The organism is Chondromyces apiculatus DSM 436 (genome assembly GCF_000601485.1).
Lineage (GTDB): Bacteria > Myxococcota_A > Polyangia > Polyangiales > Polyangiaceae > Chondromyces > Chondromyces apiculatus.
In genome coordinates, this window is sequence record NZ_ASRX01000003.1 from 37,361 (window position 1) to 57,642 (window position 20,282).

17 protein-coding genes are annotated in these 20,282 nt (G+C 71.2%); 7 read left to right on the forward strand and 10 right to left on the reverse strand.

Going from position 1 to position 20,282, the window contains the following annotated elements:
- Nucleotides 1-14: 14 nt before the first annotated feature.
- Nucleotides 15-1,484, forward strand: a complete 1,470-nt coding sequence (gene obgE, locus CAP_RS01880; RefSeq protein WP_044235412.1) for a GTPase ObgE — start codon at nucleotides 15-17, stop codon at nucleotides 1,482-1,484.
- 100 nt (nucleotides 1,485-1,584) lie between these two features.
- Here the strand turns inward: obgE and CAP_RS01885 are convergent, their stop codons facing one another.
- Complete coding sequence (locus CAP_RS01885) at nucleotides 1,585-2,469, reverse strand: Rossmann-fold NAD(P)-binding domain-containing protein (RefSeq protein ID WP_197040954.1); 885 nt, start codon at nucleotides 2,467-2,469, stop codon at nucleotides 1,585-1,587.
- A gap of 135 nt (nucleotides 2,470-2,604) precedes the next feature.
- On the opposite strand from CAP_RS01885, the gene CAP_RS43515 reads away from it, so the two are divergent.
- Nucleotides 2,605-4,182 (forward strand): serine/threonine-protein kinase, encoded by a 1,578-nt coding sequence (locus tag CAP_RS43515; protein WP_052373959.1) that lies wholly within the window; start codon nucleotides 2,605-2,607, stop codon nucleotides 4,180-4,182.
- A gap of 15 nt (nucleotides 4,183-4,197) precedes the next feature.
- Entirely contained in the window at nucleotides 4,198-5,631 is a 1,434-nt protein-coding gene (locus CAP_RS01895) for a cytochrome P450 (protein WP_052373960.1), read from the forward strand.
- 204 nt (nucleotides 5,632-5,835) lie between these two features.
- Here the strand turns inward: CAP_RS01895 and CAP_RS46940 are convergent, their stop codons facing one another.
- Entirely contained in the window at nucleotides 5,836-6,081 is a 246-nt protein-coding gene (locus CAP_RS46940; RefSeq protein ID WP_063748623.1) for a Sec-independent protein translocase subunit TatA/TatB, read from the reverse strand.
- Nucleotides 6,082-6,300: 219 nt separating this feature from the next.
- Between CAP_RS46940 and CAP_RS01905 the strand changes: the two genes are divergently transcribed.
- From CAP_RS01905 to CAP_RS01915, 3 genes are all read left to right on the forward strand, one after another.
- Nucleotides 6,301-8,733 (forward strand): hypothetical protein, encoded by a 2,433-nt coding sequence (locus tag CAP_RS01905; RefSeq protein ID WP_156040404.1) that lies wholly within the window; start codon nucleotides 6,301-6,303, stop codon nucleotides 8,731-8,733.
- Between the two features lie 95 nt (nucleotides 8,734-8,828).
- Nucleotides 8,829-10,478 (forward strand): ankyrin repeat domain-containing protein, encoded by a 1,650-nt coding sequence (locus tag CAP_RS43520; RefSeq protein WP_052373961.1) that lies wholly within the window; start codon nucleotides 8,829-8,831, stop codon nucleotides 10,476-10,478.
- A gap of 42 nt (nucleotides 10,479-10,520) precedes the next feature.
- Nucleotides 10,521-10,793 (forward strand): DUF2277 domain-containing protein, encoded by a 273-nt coding sequence (locus CAP_RS01915; protein WP_044235416.1) that lies wholly within the window; start codon nucleotides 10,521-10,523, stop codon nucleotides 10,791-10,793.
- A gap of 67 nt (nucleotides 10,794-10,860) precedes the next feature.
- Here the strand turns inward: CAP_RS01915 and CAP_RS01920 are convergent, their stop codons facing one another.
- The 8 genes from CAP_RS01920 to CAP_RS01950 all read right to left on the reverse strand — a co-directional run bounded on the left by CAP_RS01920 (nucleotide 10,861) and on the right by CAP_RS01950 (nucleotide 19,320).
- Nucleotides 10,861-12,066, reverse strand: a complete 1,206-nt coding sequence (locus tag CAP_RS01920; RefSeq protein ID WP_044235418.1) for a serine hydrolase domain-containing protein — start codon at nucleotides 12,064-12,066, stop codon at nucleotides 10,861-10,863.
- Nucleotides 12,063-12,227 (reverse strand): hypothetical protein, encoded by a 165-nt coding sequence (locus tag CAP_RS49685; protein ID WP_156040405.1) that lies wholly within the window; start codon nucleotides 12,225-12,227, stop codon nucleotides 12,063-12,065. The genes CAP_RS01920 and CAP_RS49685 overlap by 4 nt, the downstream gene beginning before the upstream one ends.
- Nucleotides 12,228-12,253: 26 nt before the next feature.
- On the reverse strand, nucleotides 12,254-13,477 hold the full coding sequence (locus CAP_RS01925; protein ID WP_044235420.1) for an RNA polymerase sigma factor: 1,224 nt from the start codon (nucleotides 13,475-13,477) through the stop codon (nucleotides 12,254-12,256).
- Nucleotides 13,478-13,584: 107 nt separating this feature from the next.
- The gene (locus CAP_RS01930; protein WP_044235422.1) at nucleotides 13,585-14,034 is read right to left on the reverse strand and encodes a YciI family protein; all 450 of its coding nucleotides are present in this window, start codon (nucleotides 14,032-14,034) and stop codon (nucleotides 13,585-13,587) included.
- A 116-nt stretch (nucleotides 14,035-14,150) separates the two neighbouring features.
- Nucleotides 14,151-14,591 (reverse strand): YciI family protein, encoded by a 441-nt coding sequence (locus tag CAP_RS01935; RefSeq protein WP_044235425.1) that lies wholly within the window; start codon nucleotides 14,589-14,591, stop codon nucleotides 14,151-14,153.
- 183 nt (nucleotides 14,592-14,774) lie between these two features.
- The gene (locus CAP_RS01940) at nucleotides 14,775-15,788 is read right to left on the reverse strand and encodes a hypothetical protein (protein WP_231511027.1); all 1,014 of its coding nucleotides are present in this window, start codon (nucleotides 15,786-15,788) and stop codon (nucleotides 14,775-14,777) included.
- A 602-nt stretch (nucleotides 15,789-16,390) separates the two neighbouring features.
- Entirely contained in the window at nucleotides 16,391-18,124 is a 1,734-nt protein-coding gene (locus tag CAP_RS01945; protein WP_156040407.1) for an NHL repeat-containing protein, read from the reverse strand.
- A gap of 14 nt (nucleotides 18,125-18,138) precedes the next feature.
- Nucleotides 18,139-19,320: a vWA domain-containing protein gene (locus CAP_RS01950; protein WP_231511028.1), complete on the reverse strand. Its 1,182-nt coding sequence runs from the start codon at nucleotides 19,318-19,320 to the stop codon at nucleotides 18,139-18,141.
- Between the two features lie 122 nt (nucleotides 19,321-19,442).
- On the opposite strand from CAP_RS01950, the gene CAP_RS01955 reads away from it, so the two are divergent.
- Complete coding sequence (locus CAP_RS01955) at nucleotides 19,443-20,201, forward strand: pyroglutamyl-peptidase I (protein ID WP_156040409.1); 759 nt, start codon at nucleotides 19,443-19,445, stop codon at nucleotides 20,199-20,201.
- Nucleotides 20,202-20,282 lie beyond the last annotated feature (81 nt).

Genomic DNA, 20,282 nt, shown 5'->3' on the forward strand with positions numbered 1-20,282 from the left:
ATAAGAGCGCGCCGATGCGGTTTGTCGACCAGTGCCGGCTCAAAGTCGTGGCCGGTGACGGCGGGAACGGCGCTGCGGCGTTCCGGCGGGAGAAGTTCGTCCCCTTCGGGGGCCCTTCGGGGGGCGACGGTGGGCGCGGCGGCCACGTCACCTTCGTCGGGGACGAGGGCCTCTCCACGCTCCTCGACTTCACCTACATGCGCACCATCGAGGCCAAGCGCGGCGAGCACGGCCAGGGCAGCGACTGCTACGGCCGGGCCGGAGCGGACCGGATCGTCCGCATCCCTGTCGGCACCGAGATCCGCGACGCCGAGACCGGCGAAATGCTCGCCGACATCACCCGCCACGGCCAGGAGCTGATCGTCGCCCGTGGCGGCAAGGGCGGGCGCGGCAACATCCACTTCGCCACCCCCTTCGACCGCGCTCCCCGCCGCGCCGAGAAGGGCGAGGCCGGCGAGAAGCGCGAGCTGCTGATGGAGCTCAAGGTGCTCGCCGACATCGGCCTGCTCGGCTTCCCCAACGTCGGCAAGAGCACCTTCGTCTCCGCCGTCTCCGCGGCCCGCCCCAAGATCGCCGACTACCCCTTCACCACCCTGAACCCCATCCTCGGCATGGTGGAGGTCGGCGGTGGCCCTCGCGGGGGTGGCACGAGCTTCGTCATCGCCGACATCCCTGGCCTCATCCCTGGCGCCAGCGAGGGCATCGGCCTCGGCATCCAGTTCCTCAAGCACGTCGAGCGCTCCCGTGCGCTCCTCCACCTCGTCACCCTGGACCATGGCGAAGGCCGCGAGCCCCTCGCCGACTACCGCGCCTTGCGCAAGGAGCTGAAGCGCTTCAGCCCCGAGCTTGCCGAGCGCCCCGAGCTGGTGGCCCTCAGCAAAGCCGACCTCCCCGAGGTCCGCGACGCCTACCCCGCGCTTGCGCGCCGCTTCGCCAAGGCTGGCGTGAAGCTCTCCCTGGTCAGCGCCGCGACCCACGAAGGCCTCTCCGCCCTCGTCGCCCAGCTCGCCGAGCTTGCGACCAAAGCCCCCCGCGCCCCGGCGGCCTCCCCTCCCCCTCCCGAGCCTTCTCCGGAGCTCGGGCAGCTCCTCGCCGAGGGCGAAGGCGCGCCGTCCTCCGCCGCCACCGCGAAGAAGGCGAAGTCCTCTGCAGCAGCCCGGAAGCCTGCGTCCAGGAAGGCCGCGCCTGCTGCCAAGAAAGCCAGCAAGAAGGCCGCACCTGCTGCCAAGAAGGCCAGCAAGAAGGCCGCACCTGCTGCCAAGAAGGCCAGCAAGAACGCCGCGCCTGCTGCCAAGAAAGCCAGCAAGAAGGCCGCACCTGCTGCCAAGAAAGCCAGCAAGACCGCGTCTCGCAAGACCGCGTCGCGCAAGGCCACCAAGCCCGCGTCTCGCAAGACCGCGTCGCGCAAGGCCACCAAGCCTGCGTCTCGCAAGACCGCGTCGCGCAAGGCCACCAAGCCCGCGTCTCGCAAGAGCCCCCGCTAGCACTCCGTTTCCCGAACTCGCCCTGAGTCCTCGCCTCCGCGTTCGCGCGAAGCAACGGGGGTAGCGACCATCGGGAGCGTAGGGACCGAAGGTCCCTGCGTTAAAAACCGCCGCCGCCGCTCTTGGCTGAGAGCACCACGGGCAGTTCCCCGTCTCTGCTCTTTGCTGCCTCTGCCGCGAAGCATGCCTCGAACCCTTCCCGGTAGCTCGGGTAGAGCAGCGCCATCCCCAGCGCCGCCTTGATCCGCGCGTTCTGCACGGCCCGATCGTGCCGCAGCGTCTCGGGCACCTCCCCCTCGCCTACCTCTGCGGGCAGCGGCACTCCCAGCCGCGCGCAGAGCCACTGCACCACCTCCACCTGCGGCACTGGCGTGTCGTCTCCCACCACGAACACCTCACCCCGCATCCCCTGCTCCAGCGCCCCCAGCGCGAACCGCGCCAGATCCTCCACGTGGATCCGCGACACCACCTTGTGCCCCCCCATCACCAGCCGGTGTTCTCCCCGCAGCAGCCGCTGGTGCAGACCTCGCCCTGGCCCGTAGATCCCCGCCGCCCGCAGGATCACTGCCCCTGCGCCCGCGTAGGGCGCCTCTGCCCCGAGCCGCGCTGCCGCCCGCGCATCTCCTGTGTCGACGGGCACCGCCTCGTCCACCGCGCCCGTTGCCCCCCCGTACACTGCCGTCGACGACACGTAGACGGCCGACCGCGCCCGCCCCAGCACCTTGGACACCGCCCTGTCTGCCTCTGCATCGGGCGGAAACCCCACCAGCACCTCTGCCCCTTCCGGCACCAGCGCCTCCACCACCGCCTCCGTCAGCGCAGGAATTGCGTGCGCTTCCACCCCGGCCTTCCGAAGTGCCGCGGCCCGCCCCGCATCGCGCACCGTGGCGATCACCCGCCCGCCGCGTGACAGCCTCAGGACCGCCGCCACCGAACCTGTGAACCCACAACCGAAGACCACGAGCGGAGCAGAGACAGAACGCATGCGCCACGGTAGCTCCCCCGACGCACCTGCGCCTCCTCCCCGTGGCGCGATGCCCCTCCCCCGGCCGAAGCGTGCCCGGAGCGCGTGAGATTATTTCGGACAACCCCTGACCGGGCGCATAATCCCCGGGACTGCATGTCCCTGCCCATCACCCCCGGCACCATCGTCGGCGGCAAGTACCGCCTCACCAAGCCGCTCGGCAGCGGCGCCATGGGTGCCGTCTGGGCTGCCGTGAACGAGAACACCGGGCGCGAGGTCGCGGTCAAGCTCCTCACCGACACCGACGACAGCCTCCGCAAGCGCCTCGTGCGCGAGGCCAGAGTTTACGGACAGCTCAGCCACCCCAACATCGTCGAGATCATCGACCTCGGCTTCACGGACGACGACGAGCCCTTCCTCGTCATGGAGCTGCTTCACGGCGAGACCCTCGCCCAGCGCCTCAGGAGAGAGCGCCGCCTCGACCCCCACGAAGCCGCGCGCATCGCCCGCGACATCGCCCGCGGGCTCGCTGCCGCGCACGCCAAGCAGATCATCCACCGCGACCTCAAGCCGGCCAACATCTTCCTCCAGACCCGGGACGACGGCTTCCAGGTCAAGGTCCTCGACTTCGGCGTCGGCAAGAACCTCGCGGCCTCCGACGGCCTCCACACGGTCGCCGGCGCCACCCTCGGCACGCTCGCGTACATGAGCCCCGAGCAGGCGCGCGGCGAGTCCAACGTCGATCCCCGCACCGACCTCTGGCCCGTCGGCGTCCTCCTCGCCGAGATGCTCACCGGCGAGCGCCCGCTCCGCGGCCTGCCCGCTCCCCAGCTCATCATGATGGTCTCGCGCGGCGACCTCCCGCCCGTTTCCGAGCTGGCGCCGGACGCCTCTCCCGCGCTCCAGGCCATCATCGCCCGCTGCCTCAAGGCCGACCGCAGCGCGCGCATCGGCTCGGCCCTCGAGCTCGCGGCGCAGCTCGATCCCCTCACCCGGCCCGCGGCCTCCCAGCCCCCTGCCGACGAAGACGTCGACGACGACGCGGCGGATGCGCTCCTCCAGGAGGCCGCCACCATCAAGCTCCAGCCGCACATGGTCCCTGCCCTCCTCAAGAAGGCGGCGCTGCAAGCGCTGAGCGGGACGGTCCGCATGCCCTCTCAGCCCTCGCGGCCTTCCCCCCCTGCGGTGGGCGACGAGAGCACCACCCTCCCCAAGGGCACCCCGAGCCCTGCCCCGAGCCTCCCCTCCGGACCTGGTGGCACCGAGCTGATGCTCCCCCTGCCCACCTCGCGCCCTCCCGCGGGCCCTCCCCCCGCGCCGAGCGCCCCTGACCACCGCACCTCCGGCTCCGACTGGCAGCGCCCGGGCGCCCCGATCTCCTCCCAGCCTCCCTCACCGTCTCTCCCTGACCACCGCACCTCCGGCTCCGCGTGGCCCAGCGCCTCGTCTCCCAGGGCCTCCATGCCCTCTACTGCGAGCGCGCCGGACTTCCAGATCTCCGGCTCCGCGTGGCCCAGCGCCCCCGACCTCCAGGGCTCTGGCTCCGCGTGGCCCAGCGCGCCTCAACCCCCGGACCCCAGCGGGGCCTCGCCCGGTGCAGCCTCTTCCTCCACCGATTCCCTGCCCATGCCTCAGCAGACGCGCGCTGGATTTCCTGCCCTGATGTTGCTTGCTCTCCTGGCCGCATCGCTCACCGCGGGCACTGCCATCCTCGGCTACATCCTCACCCAGTAGCGGTACATTGGGCCCATGGCTCTCCCGCCTGGCCCCCGCGCCCCTGCCCCCCTCACCGTCTACAACTGGCTGAGCCGGCCGTTTCCCTTCCTCTCCGAGTGCCGTGCCCGCTTCGGCTCGGCCTTCACCATCCGCCTCCCGGCACTCCCGCCCCTCGCCATCTTTGCCGACCCTGACGACGTCAAGCTCGTCTTCACCGACGACACCGACAGCATGGTCGCTGGCCGCTTCAACCTCTCGCTCAGCGCCTTCCTCGGCGACCGCTCCGTGCTCATGCTCGACGGCCGCGAGCACCTCCGCCAGCGCCGCCTCCTCCTCCCGCCCTTCCATGGCGAGCGCATGCACACCTACGGCCAGGTGATGATCGACGCCGCCCACGGCGCCATCGACACGTTCCCTTCCGGCAAGCCCTTCGCCCTGCACGGCTTCATGCAGGAGATCACCCTCCACGTCATCCTCCGCGCCATCTTCGGCATCGAGGAAGGCCCCCGCCTCTCCGCGCTCGGCAAGACCGTCGCCGAGCTGCTCGAGATCGTCTCCTGGCCCCCGCTGCTCATCCCCCTCATGCAGCGCGACCTCGGCCCCCGCAGCCCCTGGGGCCGCTTCCTGCGCGCCAGGAACGAGGCGTACGGCATGCTCCACGACGAGATCCGCAGCCGCCGCGCGCGCGGTGACAGCAGCGACGCCTCCCTGCGTGGACAGGACATCCTCTCCCTCCTCCTCCAGGCCCGCGACGAGAACGGCAACCCCATGACCGACGACGAGCTGCGTGACGAGCTGGTCACCCTCCTCGTCGCTGGCCACGAGACCACGGCCACCGCCCTCGCCTGGGCCATCCACTGGATCCTCACCACCCCTGGCGTCGAGGCCCGCCTCCGCCGCGAGCTTGCCGGCGGCGACCTCTCCCCGGCGCGCATTGCCAAGCTCGAACTGCTCGACGCCGTCGTCCGCGAGGCCCTCCGCCTCTACCCGGTGATCCCCATCGTCGGCCGCATCCTCGACAAGCCTGCCCACGTCGGCGGCTTCGACCTGCCCGCGGGCGTGGCCGTCGTCTGCTCCATCTACCTCGCGCACCGGCGGCCCGAGGCTTACCCCGAGCCGGAGCGCTTCAACCCCGATCGCTTCCTCGGCAAGAAGCTCTCCCCTTACGAGTTCTTCCCCTTCGGCGGCGGCATCCGTCGTTGCATCGGCATGGCCTTCGCGCTCCAGGAGATGAAGATGGTGCTCGCCACCGTCCTCTCGCGCACCACGCTGCGCCCTGCGGACGACGGCCCTGTGCGCCCCGTGCGCCGCAGCATCACCCTCACCCCCTCTGGCGGCTGCCGGGTGATCATGACCCGCCGCGCGCCCCGTCCCTCGCTGACCTCGTCGACCTCGCCGACCCAGACGGCCGCGGCGCCCTCGGAGACGTCATCGCCGGCAGCGACAGCGCCCGCAGTGACAGCCTGAACCGACACCGCAGCGCCCTCGCCGGCAGCGCCCTCGCCAGCAGCGCCCTCGCCGGCAGCGCCCTCGTCGTCAGCAGCGGCACCGTCGGCGGCACGCTCGGCGCGCTCGCAGCGCTCGTTCCGAGCGGCGCTCTTGTCAGCAGGGCACTGTCGGCAGCAGGGCACTGTCGGCGGCGCGCTCGCAGCGCTCGTTCCGCTCGGCGCTCTAGGTGGTGGACTTGCCGGTGGTCGCCGACTCGTTGGGCCGGCTCGCGGTCGCGGTGGGCGTCGTGTTTGTACCGCCGGGAGGCAGCGCTTCCGGCTCTTCCTTCGGGGGATCGTTGATGCCCTTCTTGAAGTTCTTGATGCCCTCACCGAGGCCCTTGCCGATCTCGGCGATCCGCCGCCCGCCGAAGAGCAGCAGCGCGATGGCGACAATGATGAGGATCTCCGTCGGACCGATTCGCCCCATGGTGAGACCAAACTAACACCGTCGGCCCAGGGCAGCAACGCGGCCGGCTATTATCGTTGCCGCATCGTCATCGCCTCGTCACCGCGCTGAGCCCTGCATCTTGCCCTGCATCCTCGCCCGCATCGCGACCGCGGCGACCGCGGCGGCCACAGTGCCCCGAGCACGTCCGTCTCCTCGCCGTTGCGCGCCGCCGCCCGCCGTGCGAAGGGGCACGCGCCCGTGAGCACGAAGCCCCTCGTCTTCTTCGACTACCGCGGCATCGTCCAGCTTCGCATCGTCACGCCGGACGACCTCGATCGCATCCACGATCTCCCTCCGGCACGCTGGGCGGCCACCAGCGTCCCCATCGACCAGCTTTTCTGCGATCCCGCCCTGCTCGCGTACCTCGATCGCGACCAGGACGGCCGCATCCGCGTCCAGGATCTCCTCGAGGCCCACGACTGGCTCCGCAAGCGCCTCCGCAACATCGAACGCATCGTCGAGCGCACCGACACTGTCCGCCTCGCCGACCTCGACGCCTCTCACCCCGACGTCGCCCGCATGCAGACGCTCGTGAAGCGCTACATCAAGGGCAGGGCCCCCGACGACAGCAGCGCCGACGACGAGCACGACGACGACGACGACGACCTCACCATCACCCTCGCCGAGATCCGCGCTTTCCGCACCACCTACGTCCGCAAGTACCCGAACGGCGACGGCGCCGTCGCCCCTTCCCAGCTCGACGACCCCGACCTCGCTGCCCTCGCCGAGCTGGTCGTCAAGACCACCGGCGGCGTCCCTGACTTCTGCGGCGAGCCTGCGGTCAACGAGGCCCAGCTCGACACCTTCCTCAAGCTCGTCCGCGCCCACCTCGACTGGACGGCCGACGGTGTGCTGCCCATGCCTGCCGCGACGCCTGCCGCAACGCCTGCCGCGACGCCTGCCGCGACGCACCCGCCTCCCGCCGCCACGACCGCGATCATGCCCTTCGGCGAGGACACCCCGCGGGTTCACGACCTCATCGACGCCCTCTCCACCAAGCTCGACCAGTTCTTCGCCCAGTGCGACCTCCTCAGCCAGGGCAGCGCTGCCGAGAAGCACCTCTCGCTCACGGCCGAGGCCCTCTCGCCCCTCGACATCCGCGACCCTGCGGCCATCCGCACCTGGCTCACCGGCGCCGCCATCAGCCAGCCCAACCGCACCTGCACCCTCGACCTCGACGGCCCCCTCAACCCCATCTTCGCCGAGCCCTTGCGCCGCCTCGCCACCGAGGTCCTCCCCCGCGCCCTCGGCACCGCCTCCCCTGCCCACCGCCTCGACCGCGCCGCCTGGGACCGCGTCCGCGCCCTCCTCGCCCCTTACCGCGCCTGGCTCGCCGGCAAGCCCACCGGCCTGCCCGAGGTCCTCAACACTGGCACCCTCCAGACCCTCCTCGACGGCCCCCTCCCTGCCCGCCTCCGCGCCCAGATCGCCGAGGACAGCAAGTCTTCCTCCGAGCTGCTCGCCCTCGCCGACCTCGAAAAGCTCGCCCTCCTCCAGCGCTGGATCCTCGACCTCGCCAACAACATGGTCAGCTTCCCGGCCCTCTTCCGCAGCGGCGAGCGCGCCCTCTTCGAGGCCGGCACCCTGATCCTCGACGGCCGCGAGATCAACCTCTGCGTCCGCGTCCACGACCGCGTCGCCCACAAGAAGCTCGCCAACACCAGCCACATCTTCACGGTGTACGTGGAGCTCGACCGCAAGGAGAACGGCACCGCGATGCAGCAGCTCGTCGCTGCCGGCATCACCTCCGGCACCCGCCGCGGCATCGACGTCCACAAGCGCGGCGTCTTCTACGACCGTGACGGCAAGGAGTGGGACGCCCTCGTCCTCGACCTCATCTCCGAGCCCATCTCGGTCTGGGAGGCCGCCGTCGCTCCCTTCGTCCGCCTCCGCGACTTCATCACCGAGCGCATCGAGAAGCTCCTCGGCAGCCGCCTCGACCTCCTCGAAAAGCAGACCGCCGCCTCCGCCAGCGCCCCGGTCACCACCGCCATCGCCACCCCCCTCCCCGGCGCCCCCGCCGCCGCAGCGCCGGCCCCTGCACCCGCCCCTGCGCCTCCTCCCGCGCCGGCCCCCGCGCCTGCAGCCCCTGCTGCGCCTGCAGCCCCTGCTGCGCCTGCTGCGCCTGCTGCGCCTGCCGTACCTGGAGCGGCCGTCCCCCCGGGCACCCCCACCGGCCTCCCTGCCATGCTCCTCGGCGGCGGCGTCGCCTTCGCGGCCCTCGGCTCCTCGGCCGCCTTCGTCCTCCAGTCGCTCTCCAACACCGGCGCCCGCAACGTGCTCATCACCATCGCCAGCGTCGTCGTCGGCATCATGTCGCTCTCGGCCTTGCTCGGGTGGCTCAAGCTCCGCCGCCGCGACGTCGCCACCATGCTGGAGGCCTCCGGCTGGGCCTTCAACGACCGCATCTACCTCCGCAGGAACCTCAGCCACCGCTTCACCCGCGTCCCGCCCCTCCCTGCCGGCAGCATCCGTCGCCCGGGCCTCCTACCGAACTTCATCACCGGCAAGCGCAGCCGCTCCTACAGCATCCTCGTCGCCCTCGGCCTCGTGCTCCTCGCCGCCGCCGCTGCCGCCGCCTACCAGTACCGCGCCCCCATCCTCGCCTGGCTCGCCACGCCCTTCCCCTGACGCTCACCAGGTCGTCGACCTCACCCGCGCGCGTCGCCTGGGCGGCTTCTTTGGCGCTGGGAGGGGCCGACGTCGGTCTCTAACATCCTGCTGCCATGAGCGGCACACCTCCCGCACGCCCCCCCACCCTCCAGGAGCGCCGCGAGGCCATCCAGACGGCTGCTGCGCAGCGATCGCTCGACGACCTCCAGCGCCTGCTCGCGGAGAGCCCCGGCGAGGCGCGTTATGCGCTCTTCATGGCGGCGTACTGGAGCTGGGCGACGGCGGTTCACTGGCTGCTCGACGGGGACACCTCGCCGCCGCCCCAGAGCCCCCTCGGAGGCAACGCGCTGATCGGCTCGCTGTCGAGGAGCATCACGCCGGAGCAAGGGCTCTCCGCCGAGCGCGCGGAGATCGTCGCCCTGCTGCTCGCCCGCGGGGCCGACCCCCGGGAGATCGGCGACCATGGCCAGAACGCGCTCGCGCTCGCGTGCAGCTCCTTCGTGAAGGGCGACGCCTCCCTCGCCATCGCGAGGATGCTGCTCGACGCGGGAGCCCCCGTCGACAGCGGCAAGGCAGGCAAGGGCAAGGGCATCCGTGAGCTTCCCTTGATGCACGCGGCCCTCTACGCCCGCACCGACCTCGTCGCGCTCCTGCTCGAGCGCGGTGCACAGCCGGGGCTCACCGGGGGTGAGGAGCGCGAGACGGCGCTGCACGCCTGCGTCTCGCGGCTCGACAGAGGCGCCGGTCCCGCGGAGCGGCTGGCCACCGCGACGTTGCTCCTCGACGCTGGCGCGCCCGTCGATGCCCCCGACAGCGCCGGGCGCACGCCGCTCATCACGTTCTGCGCCAGCTTCTACAAGAGCCCCGGCTGGGTGGAGGCGTGGGACGCCCTCCTGCGCCTGCTCATCACCCGCGGCGCCGACGTGCACGCCCGCGACGAGCACGGGGTCTGCGCGCTCCACTACGCCCTGCTGCACCACCCCTGGCACGCCAAGGCGGCGCTGTGCGAGGCCCTCCTCGATCTCGGGGCCGATCCCAACCTCCCGACCACCGACGGCCGGTGCCCGCTGGAGATGGCGCGGACCGAAGAGGTCAAGGAGGCGCTCGTCGCCCGCGGTGCCCGGGCCGGCGTCGACCCGCTCGCGCTCCTGCTCGAAGGCGACGGCGCCAGGACCCGCCTCCAGGAGTGGCTCGCAGCGCGCTGCGGCGTGACCACCGTCGCCCCCTCGCTCCTCGACCACCTCACGGCGCCCCAGGGATCGCCCGGGGGATGGTTCACGCTCGCCGCGCCCGTCGAGGTGCTGCGCTCGGCGACCACGTACGGGGCGCTGTTCGGGCGGCTCGGCAAGCGCCCCGCCCCGTTCCTGCGCCTCGGCAGCGACGGCATCGGCGTCACCTTCCACGTGCACGTGCCTGACGGGCGGGTGGTGTCGCTGCACCACGACGCGAGCTTCTCGGAGGTCGCCGGCGGCATCCGGGCGCGCGACGCCGCGACCTTCACGGCGCGCTTCCTGGAGAGCGGATCGCGCCTCGACGTGCCGCAGCTCCTGGCCCTCCAGCGCGCCACGATCGGGATCGATCCGCGGGCCAGCGACGCCCCCTTGCGCTTTGCCCTGGCTGCCTGCAGCGCGCTCGGCTGGTCCCCCGACGATCTGCTCGCCCGGGTACGGACCTTGCCACTCGAATTCCTGGGCGTGCGCGTCCGGGCGATCACCGATCGCGCCGACGCCCTGGCCCTTCTCACCCGCGGCAGCGCCGGGTGAGCCTGTATCCTGCCTCCACGTCGACCTTCCTCGGAGATCGCCATGTGCCGCAACATCAAGACGCTCTTCAACTTCGCGCCCCCCGCCACCGAGGAGGAGATCCGCGCCGCCTCCCTCCAGTTCGTGCGCAAGCTGAGCGGCTTCCACAAGCCCTCGCAGGCCAACCAGGCCGCCTTCGACCACGCCGTGGGCGAGGTGGCCGCCGTCGCCCGCGAGCTGCTCGCCTCCATGTCCACCAGCGCCCCGCCCCACGACCGCGACGTCGAGGCCGCCAAGGCCCGCGAACGCTCCCGCCAGCGTTTTCAGCGCGCCTGATCGCCTGCCGAACGACGACGCGCGGCGCGCAGCAGCTTTCCCGACCGGTGCACCGGCGCGCCGGCTCTCAGTCGTCGATCGCCTGGTAAACCGAGGTCCAGAAGTCGAGGTAGATCTCCGATATCAGCGGGAAGACCATGCGCTGGGTCATCAGGATGCCCACCATCTCCTCGCGCGGATCCGACCACCACGAGGTCCCGTAACCCCCATCCCAACCGTAGCGCCCCACGTTCCCCGCCAGCTCGTCGCGCCGCGTGCCGATGCACACCCCGAAGCCCCACCCGCGGCTGTCCCAGTACCCCGGGAAGAAGCCGGAGATCGCCTTCTGCGCGGGCGTGAGGTGATCGCTGGTCATCACCTCCACCGAGGGCCTGGACAGGATGCGCTCCCGCCCGTGCTTCCCCTGGTTCAGCAGCATCGCGGCGAAGGCCAGGGTGTCGTCCGCGGTCGACGCCAGCCCCCCGCCGCCGGACAGGAACGACGGCGCCTCGCTCCACGAAGCGCGGCCGGGCTCCTCGACGGGCACGAGCGGACCTCCGTCGGGGGGCGACTCGTAGACGCGCGCCAGACGCGGGAGCTTCTCTTCCGGCACGGTGAACCCCGTGTCCTTCATCCCCAGCGGCTCGAAGAGGCGCTCCCGCAGGAAGGCGTCGAACGGCTTGCCCGACGCGCGCGCGATGAGCACCCCGAGCACCTCCGAGCTCGTGTGGTACAGCCACCCCTCTCCCGGCTGATGCGCGAGCGGCAGTGACCCGAGCGCGCCGATCCAGGCGTCCGGCCCGGGAAGCTGCGAGGGAAAGGCGCTCACCTCCACCTGCCTCTCGCGCATGGCCTTCTGGATCGGCGCGTCCGGTCCCACCTCCAGGATCATCCCCAGGCCCATGCGGCAGGTCAGGAGATCGCGCACCGTGATCGGCCGCTGCGCCGGCACCGTCTCGTCGAGGGGCCCATCCAGCCGCTTGAGCACCCGCCGGTCGGCGAGTTCCGGCAGCAGCCTGTCCACCGGCTCGTCGAGCCGCAGCTTGCACTCCTCCACCAGGATCATCGTCGCCGCCGCGGTGATCGGCTTGGTCATCGACGCGATGCGAAAGATCGTGTCGCGCTCCACGAGGTCACTCCCCCCGAGCGCCTTCGTACCGAACGTCTCGACGTGCACCTCCCCGCGCCGGCAGATCAGCGTCACCGCCCCCGGCACGTACCCGCGCGCCACGTGCCCGGCCATGACCTCGTGCATGCGGTCGAGCCGCGCCTTCGACAGTCTCCCGTTGCTCATCGTCCGCTCCTCTCCCCGTCCATGGTTCCACCACCCTTCACGACGCCGCCCTTCACGACGCCGCCCTTCACGACGCCGCCCTTCACGACGTCGCCCTTCACGACGCCGCCCTTCACGACGCCGCTCTTCACGACGCCGCCCTTCACGACGCCGCCCTTCACGACGTCGCCCCTCGCGCTGCTTTGCCTCACGACACCCTCTGACACGCCGCGGCCCGCTCGCGCAGCAGCCGCTGCTCCCGGGCGTTGCGCGTGAGCGACGCCGCGCGCTCGAACTCCGCCCGCGCCTCGTCGAGCCGCCCGAGCTTCTGCAAGAGGTCCCCCCGCACGCTCGGCAAGAGGTGGTAGCCCTCCAGCGAAGGCTCCGCGCGCAGCGCATCCACCAGCGCGAGCCCTGCCGCCGGCCCCCCCGCCATCGCCACCGCGACCGCGCGGTTCAGCTCCACGATCGGCGACGGCGACAGCTCCGCGAGCGTCCCGTAGAGCGCCACGATCCGCGCCCAGTCCGTCTCCCCTGCCGTGCGCGCCCGCGCGTGGCAGGCGGCGAGCGCGGCCTGCAGCGCGTACGGCCCCCGCGCCCCCCCGAGGGCCTCGGCCCGCTCCAGCCCCGCGAGCCCCCGGCGGATCAGCACCTGGTCCCAGAGCCCCCGGTTCTGATCGAGCAGCAGGATCGGCTCCCCCTTCGGACCGGTCCGCGCCCGCAGCCGCGACGCCTGGATCTCCATCAGCGCCACGAGCCCGTGCACCTCCGGCTCGTTCGGCGCCAGCGTCGCCAGGATGCGGCCGAGGCGGAGCGCGTCCTCGCAGAGCGCCGGCCGCACCCAGTCATCGCCGGCCGTCGCCGAGTACCCCTCGTTGAAGATCAGATAGATGACCCCCAGCACCGACGACAGCCGCGCCCCCAGATCCTCGCCCCGGGGCACCTCGAACGGCACCTGCGCCTCGGCGAGCGTCCGCTTCGCGCGCACGATCCGCTGCGCCACCGTCGGCTCCGACACCAGGAACGCCCGCGCGATCTCCTCGGTGGTCAGCCCCCCGAGCAGCCGCAGGGTGAGCGCCACCCGGGCCTCCATCGAGAGCACCGGGTGACACGAGATGAACACCAGCCGCAGCAGATCGTCCCCGAGGTCGTCATCGATCGCCGCGTCGAGATCCGGCACGCTCAGCTCCCGCTCCAGATCGAGCGCATGCCCGAGCTCCTCGTGCTTGCGCTCCAGCCGCTTGTTCCGGCGCAGCTCGTCGATGGCCCGGTGCTTCGCAGCCGCCATGAGCCAGGCCCCCGGGTTGTCCGGCACGCCCGACTCCGGCCACGTCTCCAGCGCCGCGACCAGCGCATCCTGCGCCAGTTCCTCCGCGCGTCCCACGTCGCGCACCAGGCGGGTCAGCCTCGCGATGAGCCGGGCCGACTCCATCCTCCAGACCGTCTGAACAACGCGATGCGTCTCGGTGGCCGTCACGGCAACCGACTAGAGCATCCCCCCCCTCACCGCAAGCCGCTGCCGCCGCAGCGCCCAGCGCCTCACGGCTTCGGCGTCGTGCCCGCGCCGCCCCCTTCGAGCTGAGCGCGCATGTCGTCCTCCCGCTTCTGCAGCTCGGGCGTGAACGCCTCCCCGAAGTCCGCCGCCTCGAAGATCTGGCGCAGCTCCAGCTCCACCTCGCCCCCCCCGTCGAGCGCCGGCCAGCGCTTCACCCACGCCAGCGCCTCCTCCCGCGAGGCCACCTCGATCAAGGTGTACCCCGCCACCAGCTCCTTCGTCTCCGCGAAGGGCCCATCGATCACGTTCGGCTTCCCCCCCGAGAACTTGATGCGCGCCCCCTTCGCGCTCGGGTGAAGCCCCTCTCCCCCGCGCAGCACGCCGGCCTTCATCATCTCCTCGTTGTACTGCGTCATCGCCGCGAGGAGCCCCTCCTCCGGCATCGTGCTCGCCTCGGTGTCCTTGTCAGCCTTGCGGATGATCATGAATCGCATCGTCGTCTCTCCTCTTCGTTCTCTCGCTGCCGCTCTCTCGCTGCCGCTCTCTCGCTGCCGCTCTCTCGCCGTCGTTCTCGCCGTCGATGACGCCCGTCCCGTTCAGGCGCGCGCCTTCACCCCTTGGCGGCGTTCACGCGCTCCCGGAGCTGCCGCTCCTTCTCCTGCAGCTCGGGCGTGAACGCCTCCCCGAGGTCCTCCATCTCGGCCACCTGACGCAGCTCGATCTCGGCGTACCCGCCCCCCGACAGCTCCGGCCCGCACGGCACGCGCTTGGCCCACTCGACCGCCTCCTCCTTCGAGCGCACCTGGATGAGCCAGAAGCCCGCCACCAGCTCCTTGGTCTCGGAGAAAGGCCCGTCGATCACCGTCGGCTTGCCTCCCTCGAACCTGACGCGCACCCCCTTCGAGCTCGGGTGCAGCCCCTCGCCCGCGAGCAGCACCCCGGCATTCACCAGGTCCTCGTTGTACTTGGTCATCGCCAGGAAGCTCTTCTCGTCGGGGAGAACGCCAGCCTCGGTGTCCTTGTCGGCCTTGATGATCATCATGAATCGCATCGTCGTGCCTCCTTCCAGATGGGCCCGGTCATGCCGGCCCCGTGCAGCAACCACCGGGCCACCCGGCCTTTCCTGACCAGGTGCGAACCCGCGCTTCACAGACACGACGACCGACCCCCCCGTCGATCGACACGATCCCGATCTTTTTTTTCGCCGGGCAGCGTCACCCCGGAGCACGTGCCGTCAGTTCAGTGCCCGCTCCGCCCCGGCTGCGGGCCTGCCCTGCATCCTTCGTCGCAGCAGCCTGTCCCGGAGCCGCGGCGCCGCGCTCCTGCAGAGAAACAGAGGCGGCAACCGCGACGCATGCCGGGCCTGCCAGCCTCCCGCGCCCGTCAACGCCATGCCTGGGTGCAGAGAGAGCACCGCCGAAGGCACCGGCGCGACCTGCGCGACGACCTCGGCCTGGGACGGCGCCTCGACCTCTGCCCTCGTCTCCTCGGCGGCCTCACCCTGCGAGGGCGCCTCGCCCCCTGCCCTCACCTTCTCGGTCCTCTTCCCCTGCGCCGCCTTCTCGGCCTCTGCCCTCGCCTTCTGCGCGGCGGCCTCCTGCGCCCGCTTCTCGGCCTCGCTGCCAGGCGGCTTCGTCGTCGGCCTGAAGAAGGCGCCTGCCTCGGCCTTGTCCCGGAGCAGCGCCAGGAGCCGCCCGTGCACCACCAGCCGTGCCTCGTCGAGCGACCGCTTGAAGCGCACCCGGCGCATGCGCGCGAGCGCGAGCTGCGTGTCGGCCTCTGCCTCGTCCTCCAGCGCCGCCCGCAGCGCCGCCTGCGCCGCCGCGAGCCTCGCCTGGTACGCCACGCGCACCGGATGCTCGGCGGGACGCACGTCGAGCTCCCCGAGCATGCGCGCCACCTCCTGCAGCTCCTCCGCGGGCGCGAGCCGCGCCGTCTTGCTCGGGTTGCGCCGCGGAAACAGCGCCGCATACAGCGCCCGGTCCGTCGCCCGCGCGACGCCACCCATCGCGATCAGCACCCGGTCGAGCGTCACCCCGCGCCGCGCCCGCCGCGCCCGCGCCACGACCGCCGCATCCTCGGCCAGCTCGAACGCCTCCCGCTCGTCCCGCATCTGCTGCAGGAGCGCGCCCACCGACGCCGCGAGCCCCCCGATCTCGGCCCTCCCGTCCGCCTCAAGCTGGGCGCACAGGTACACCAGATCCCACCGGAACACCGTCAACCCGGTCCGAGCGCCGAGCAACCGCATGACCACGCCCTCCCAGCCTGCGTCACGCCCGGTGCCCCAGCCCATCGCGGCCGAGGCCCCACGCGGTCGCGGGTGTCGTTCAATCCGCCAGCAAGGTAGGTCGGGGTCCGCCGGGCACAACTGGAAAGCTGCTCTCCACCAGGAAATGTGGCGGGCGATGTAGGTGCGGCAGGCATGGCGCGGTGCCGCGGTGCGGGGGAGAGGGGCACGGCGTGGCGTGGCGTGACGCTGGGGGACGCTGCGGACGCTGCGGGCGATGATGCACGGCGTGCGCGAGTGAGTGCGAGGGCCCGGGGAGATCAAGCACGCTGGGCGGGGGGCTGGTGAGGACCTCGGACAAGGTCATGCACGCCGTGCTGGAGGTCGTTCGAGGAGTCCGGCGTGCCACGCACGCCGTGCAAGCGGCTGCTGGAGGGCGCGGGGAGAGCGTGCACGCCGTGCTGAGGGGTGTTGGAGGGCAGGCGGGGGCTTGCGCACGGCGTGTGCGTGGTTGTCGACCGTCGAGGGAGACGCGCGCACGGCGTGCTGGCGGTGGGTCGGGCTTTCGAGGCGGAGGCTGACGGGTGCTGGCGCGCGGGCGAGCTGCCTGGGAAGGCTCGGCCTCAGGGAGCGAGCAGCTTGGCGACGAACACGTCAGCCATTCCTTTCGAGGCCAGCGGACCGGCGCCGAAATCGATGCTCTCGCGGAAATCGCCGGCGAGGAACACATGCTCGCCCGAGAGCGCGAGGGTTCTCGCGACCTGGTCTCCGGATCCGCCGAACCGGCGGCTTCGCTTGTGAGCGCCTGAGGCATGCAGTTCGAGCAGGAGGACATCCACGCCACCTGCGCTCGTGAGCACGCCGCCCCCGAAGTCGACGGAACCGGAGAAGCCTCCTGCGGCCACGAGGTCTCCCTCCGGAGAGGCGACCACGCGCATGCCGACGGTGGAGGCACTCTCCTGCGCGTAGCTCTTGCTCCACAGGTGGGTGCCGCTGCCGTCGAGCATGGCGATGTACAGATCGGGAGTTCCGGTGGCCGTCATCGGTGCGCCACCGAAGTCCATCGTCCCTTGCAACAACCCCGTGACCACCACGTTGCCTTCGCCATCCACGGCCAGACCAGAGACAAACTGACTCTCCGCGTCCCCGAACCTGCGACTCCACACGTGATTGCCGGCGCTGTTCAGCTTCACGATGAAGATGTCCGACCCACCACTGCTCGTCAGGAGGCCTCCTCCGAAGTCGACGGCCCCCTCCATGTTTCCTGCGACGATGACGTTGCCGGCCCCGTCGAACTCGATCTGGAGCCCGGTCTGGGCCCCCCCGCCCGGGAACCCGCGGCTCCAGACGTGGCCGCCGGAGGGCGTGAACTTGGCCACGAGAACCTCCCCGTAGCCACTGGTGGCGCCGTTGAAGGGTGGCAGGTTCGGTCCACCGAGGCTGAGGGAGCCCGTATAGGAGCCGGTGACGAAGATGTTGCCCGACGTATCGACAGCGATGTCCTCCGCACCTGCGGAACCTGAGCCGTTCCCGCTGCCGAAGTTCTCGCTCCACATGTGGTCCCCGGCGGACGAGAGCTTCGCCAGGTAGAGATCGGCGAAGCCACTGGCGTCGAGCGCGGCACCGCCGAAGTTCATCATCCCGGAGAAGCTTCCCGTGCAGACGATGGAATCGGCGGGGGCGACCGCCACGGCGCGGGCAATCTGGTTCTCGTCACTCCCTGTGCCCTTGCTCCACGCATGCTGGCCGCTCTCATCCAGCTTGACGGTGAACACGTTCACCCCGCCCCCTGCGGTGATCACGCCACCGCCGAGATCCGTGAACGCCGCGAAGACTCCGTGCAGCGCGACACCGCCAGCGCTGTCGACGGCGATGGAGGCGAGAAGCTCCTCGCTCGTGTCGCCGAGCCCCTTCGCCCACACCAGCGGCTCGACGCAGCTCGTACCGTCGCAAAGTCCGGAGCTGCAGTCGCCGTCGCCCACGCAGCCGTCGCCCACGGCACACGACGGGCAGGCTTCGCCTCCACAGTCGACGTCGGTCTCCTCGTTGTTCTGTTCGCCGTCGCTGCAGGAGGGCTGGCAGAGGCTGGCCTCGCAGGCACCTCCCCGGCAGTCCTCGGGTACCTGACACGCCCGCCCGGTGGCGCAGCGCGTGGCGCAGCTCCCGCCGCAGTCCACGTCACTCTCGTCTCCGCTCAGCACCCCGTCGGTGCAGGTGCTCTGGGAGGGCGGGCCCGGGTTCGTGTCTGCGGGCGCATCGGTGTACTCATCGAGACCGAGGAGGACCCCACAACCTCCGGAACTCACCAGCAAGGCGGACAGCAGCGCGAGGGGACGACCCGACCAGGCACGATCCACGGTGAGCTTCTCACTCACTGGATGACGGTCTTGCACCCGAGGATGATGTTCACCTTGGCGCCCTCCTCGGCCTGGTAGGCCTCGCAGGTCTCGCCGTGGAGCTGGATCTTGGTCTGGCTCGCGTCGGTGTAGTCCCAGCCGCTCTGATGGCTGGTGTCGCGGTAGGTCTCGGTGGTGCCGGAAGCGGTCTCCAGCACGACGTTGACCAGGGTCGGATCGACCTCGGCGGTGCCCTGGGGGATCTCGAAGACGCAGTCGGACACCTTGCCGGCGATCTCGTTCAGCACCGCCTCCAGCTCCTGCTGGAAGCCCGAGGTCCCGATCTGGTAGTGGCAATCGCCTGCAGCCGCGCTGCAGGTCGGCGAGCGCTGCGTCTGGCCGTTGATCGCGATCTGGGAGAGCAGATCGCTCGCGCCCTCGCTGCCCGGCGCCCCGATGACGAAGGTCTTCACCGGGGGTGAGCCGTTCGCGGCGGCGAGCGCCTCGGCTTCGATGTCAGCTTCCGTCTTGCACTCCAGGTTCGCCGGCGGAATCCCAGGGACGTTCTGGAGGGCCAGCGTCGGCTCACCATCGGTCATCAACAGGACATAGCGCTCACCAAAGGCGTTGACGTTGCGCATCATCTGGTAGGCCCGCTGGAGCGCGACGAGGGTCGGAGTGTTCCCCTTGGGACTGGCACCGTTCAGCCACGACGTGATCTGCTCCCTGCTGTCGTGCAGCGGCGCCACGCCCACCGCGGGATTCACGGCCACGTCCTGGCATCCACCATCCGCGATGAGCTCTGCACACCCAGCGGCGGCCGGGTTCAGGAAACAGAGCGCTGCTGCATTGTCGTTGAAGTCGCCCTTCGGGAACGGCAGGAGCCCCATGCTCAGCTCGTTGTCGGCGCCGTTCATCATCGCGATGAGCGCCTGCCGCGTGGGGTTCCACTTGTTCGGCTCCCCGTCGCCGCCCGACATGCTCCCGGACTTGTCGAGGAGCACCAGGATGCTCGCGGGCACCAGGTTGGCGAAGGTGGAGGCGCCGCAGACCTCGCCGCCGAACGAGCCGCCGTTCTGGTTGCCGCCGGTGGTGTTGTCGAAGATGCCCGAGCTGGAGCTGGTGGGGTTGCCGCTGCCGGCTCCCGCTCCGGAGCCGCCGGGCGTCTCGTTGTCGCCTGCGGCCGAGCACGCGCCCATGCCGACAGCGACCAGCAAGACGCCCGAGAGACCAGCGAGAAGGGAGGTTGTGGACGTGCGGCTCATCTTGCGGCGTAGCGTATCGCACACGAGCATTACGTGGAACCTGGCGACAGCGTGTCGGAAAGAGAACAGCAGCCGTGGATCGCTCCGCCGCAACTGTTCCCTGGCAGCAGGGTGAGCTATCGCTGCGCGTGGTCCCCATGATCGCCCGCATCCTCGTCACCGGCTTCGAGCCCTTCGGCGGCGCGCCGCGCAATCCGAGCGGTGACGCAGCGCGTGCGCTCGACGGGCGCGTACTGCGCAAAGGCGTGTCACGCGGAGGTGAATCCTGTGAAGGCGCATCCCGTGAAGGCGCATCCCGCGAAGGCGCATCCGGGAAGCTGGCGGCGGTGATCACTGGCCACGTGCTGCCGGTGCGGTGGGACGTGGCGGCGGAGGCGCTGCTGGCGCAGGTGCGCGCGGTGGAGCCCGAGGTGGTGCTGTGCCTCGGAATGGCGCAGGGGACCTTCCGCGTGGAGCGCTTCGCCGACGATGCGCGGCTCGGGCGGGAGGACAACGCGGGCGCGCTGCCGGTGCCGGAGCGGGCGGTGGCCTCGACCCGGCTGCCCTCGCGGCTGCCAGTGGCGCGCATCGAGGCGGCGCTCAGGGAGGAAGGCGTGCCGGTGGAGGAGAGCGAGGATGCCGGGGGGTTCCTCTGCAACGAGGTGTTCTTCGCGCTGATGACGGCCTGCGCGGCGGGCGCGCTGCCGGGGGTGCGGCAGGCGGGGTTCCTGCACGTGCCGAGCGACAGGTTCGTGCCCGAGCCGATCGCGCAGGAGGCCGTGGAGGCCGCGGTGATGCGCTCGCTGCAGGTGGTGCTGGAGGAGATCGGGGAGGCGACGCTGGCGCCGCGATAGACATGGAAGGACGTTGCCTTGGCGCGACGCTGGCGCAGCCGTGAATGCGGAAGCACGTCGTGACGCAGCGATGCTGGCGCG

What these genes read in the sequence shown, in the direction of transcription:
- CAP_RS01940 (WP_231511027.1), bottom strand. Translation starts at nt 15,788, where the DNA reads ATGCGGTTGCTCGGCGCTCGGACCGGGTTGACGGTGTTCCGGTGGGAT.
- CAP_RS01935 (WP_044235425.1), bottom strand. Translation starts at nt 14,591, where the DNA reads ATGCGATTCATGATGATCATCAAGGCCGACAAGGACACCGAGGCTGGC.
- CAP_RS01915 (WP_044235416.1), top strand. Translation starts at nt 10,521, where the DNA reads ATGTGCCGCAACATCAAGACGCTCTTCAACTTCGCGCCCCCCGCCACC.
- CAP_RS46940 (WP_063748623.1), bottom strand. Translation starts at nt 6,081, where the DNA reads ATGGGGCGAATCGGTCCGACGGAGATCCTCATCATTGTCGCCATCGCG.
- CAP_RS01895 (WP_052373960.1), top strand. Translation starts at nt 4,198, where the DNA reads ATGGCTCTCCCGCCTGGCCCCCGCGCCCCTGCCCCCCTCACCGTCTAC.
- CAP_RS01885 (WP_197040954.1), bottom strand. Translation starts at nt 2,469, where the DNA reads ATGCGTTCTGTCTCTGCTCCGCTCGTGGTCTTCGGTTGTGGGTTCACA.
- CAP_RS01930 (WP_044235422.1), bottom strand. Translation starts at nt 14,034, where the DNA reads ATGCGATTCATGATCATCCGCAAGGCTGACAAGGACACCGAGGCGAGC.
- CAP_RS43520 (WP_052373961.1), top strand. Translation starts at nt 8,829, where the DNA reads ATGAGCGGCACACCTCCCGCACGCCCCCCCACCCTCCAGGAGCGCCGC.
- CAP_RS43515 (WP_052373959.1), top strand. Translation starts at nt 2,605, where the DNA reads ATGTCCCTGCCCATCACCCCCGGCACCATCGTCGGCGGCAAGTACCGC.
- obgE (WP_044235412.1), top strand. Translation starts at nt 15, where the DNA reads ATGCGGTTTGTCGACCAGTGCCGGCTCAAAGTCGTGGCCGGTGACGGC.
- CAP_RS01920 (WP_044235418.1), bottom strand. Translation starts at nt 12,066, where the DNA reads ATGAGCAACGGGAGACTGTCGAAGGCGCGGCTCGACCGCATGCACGAG.
- CAP_RS01925 (WP_044235420.1), bottom strand. Translation starts at nt 13,477, where the DNA reads ATGGAGTCGGCCCGGCTCATCGCGAGGCTGACCCGCCTGGTGCGCGAC.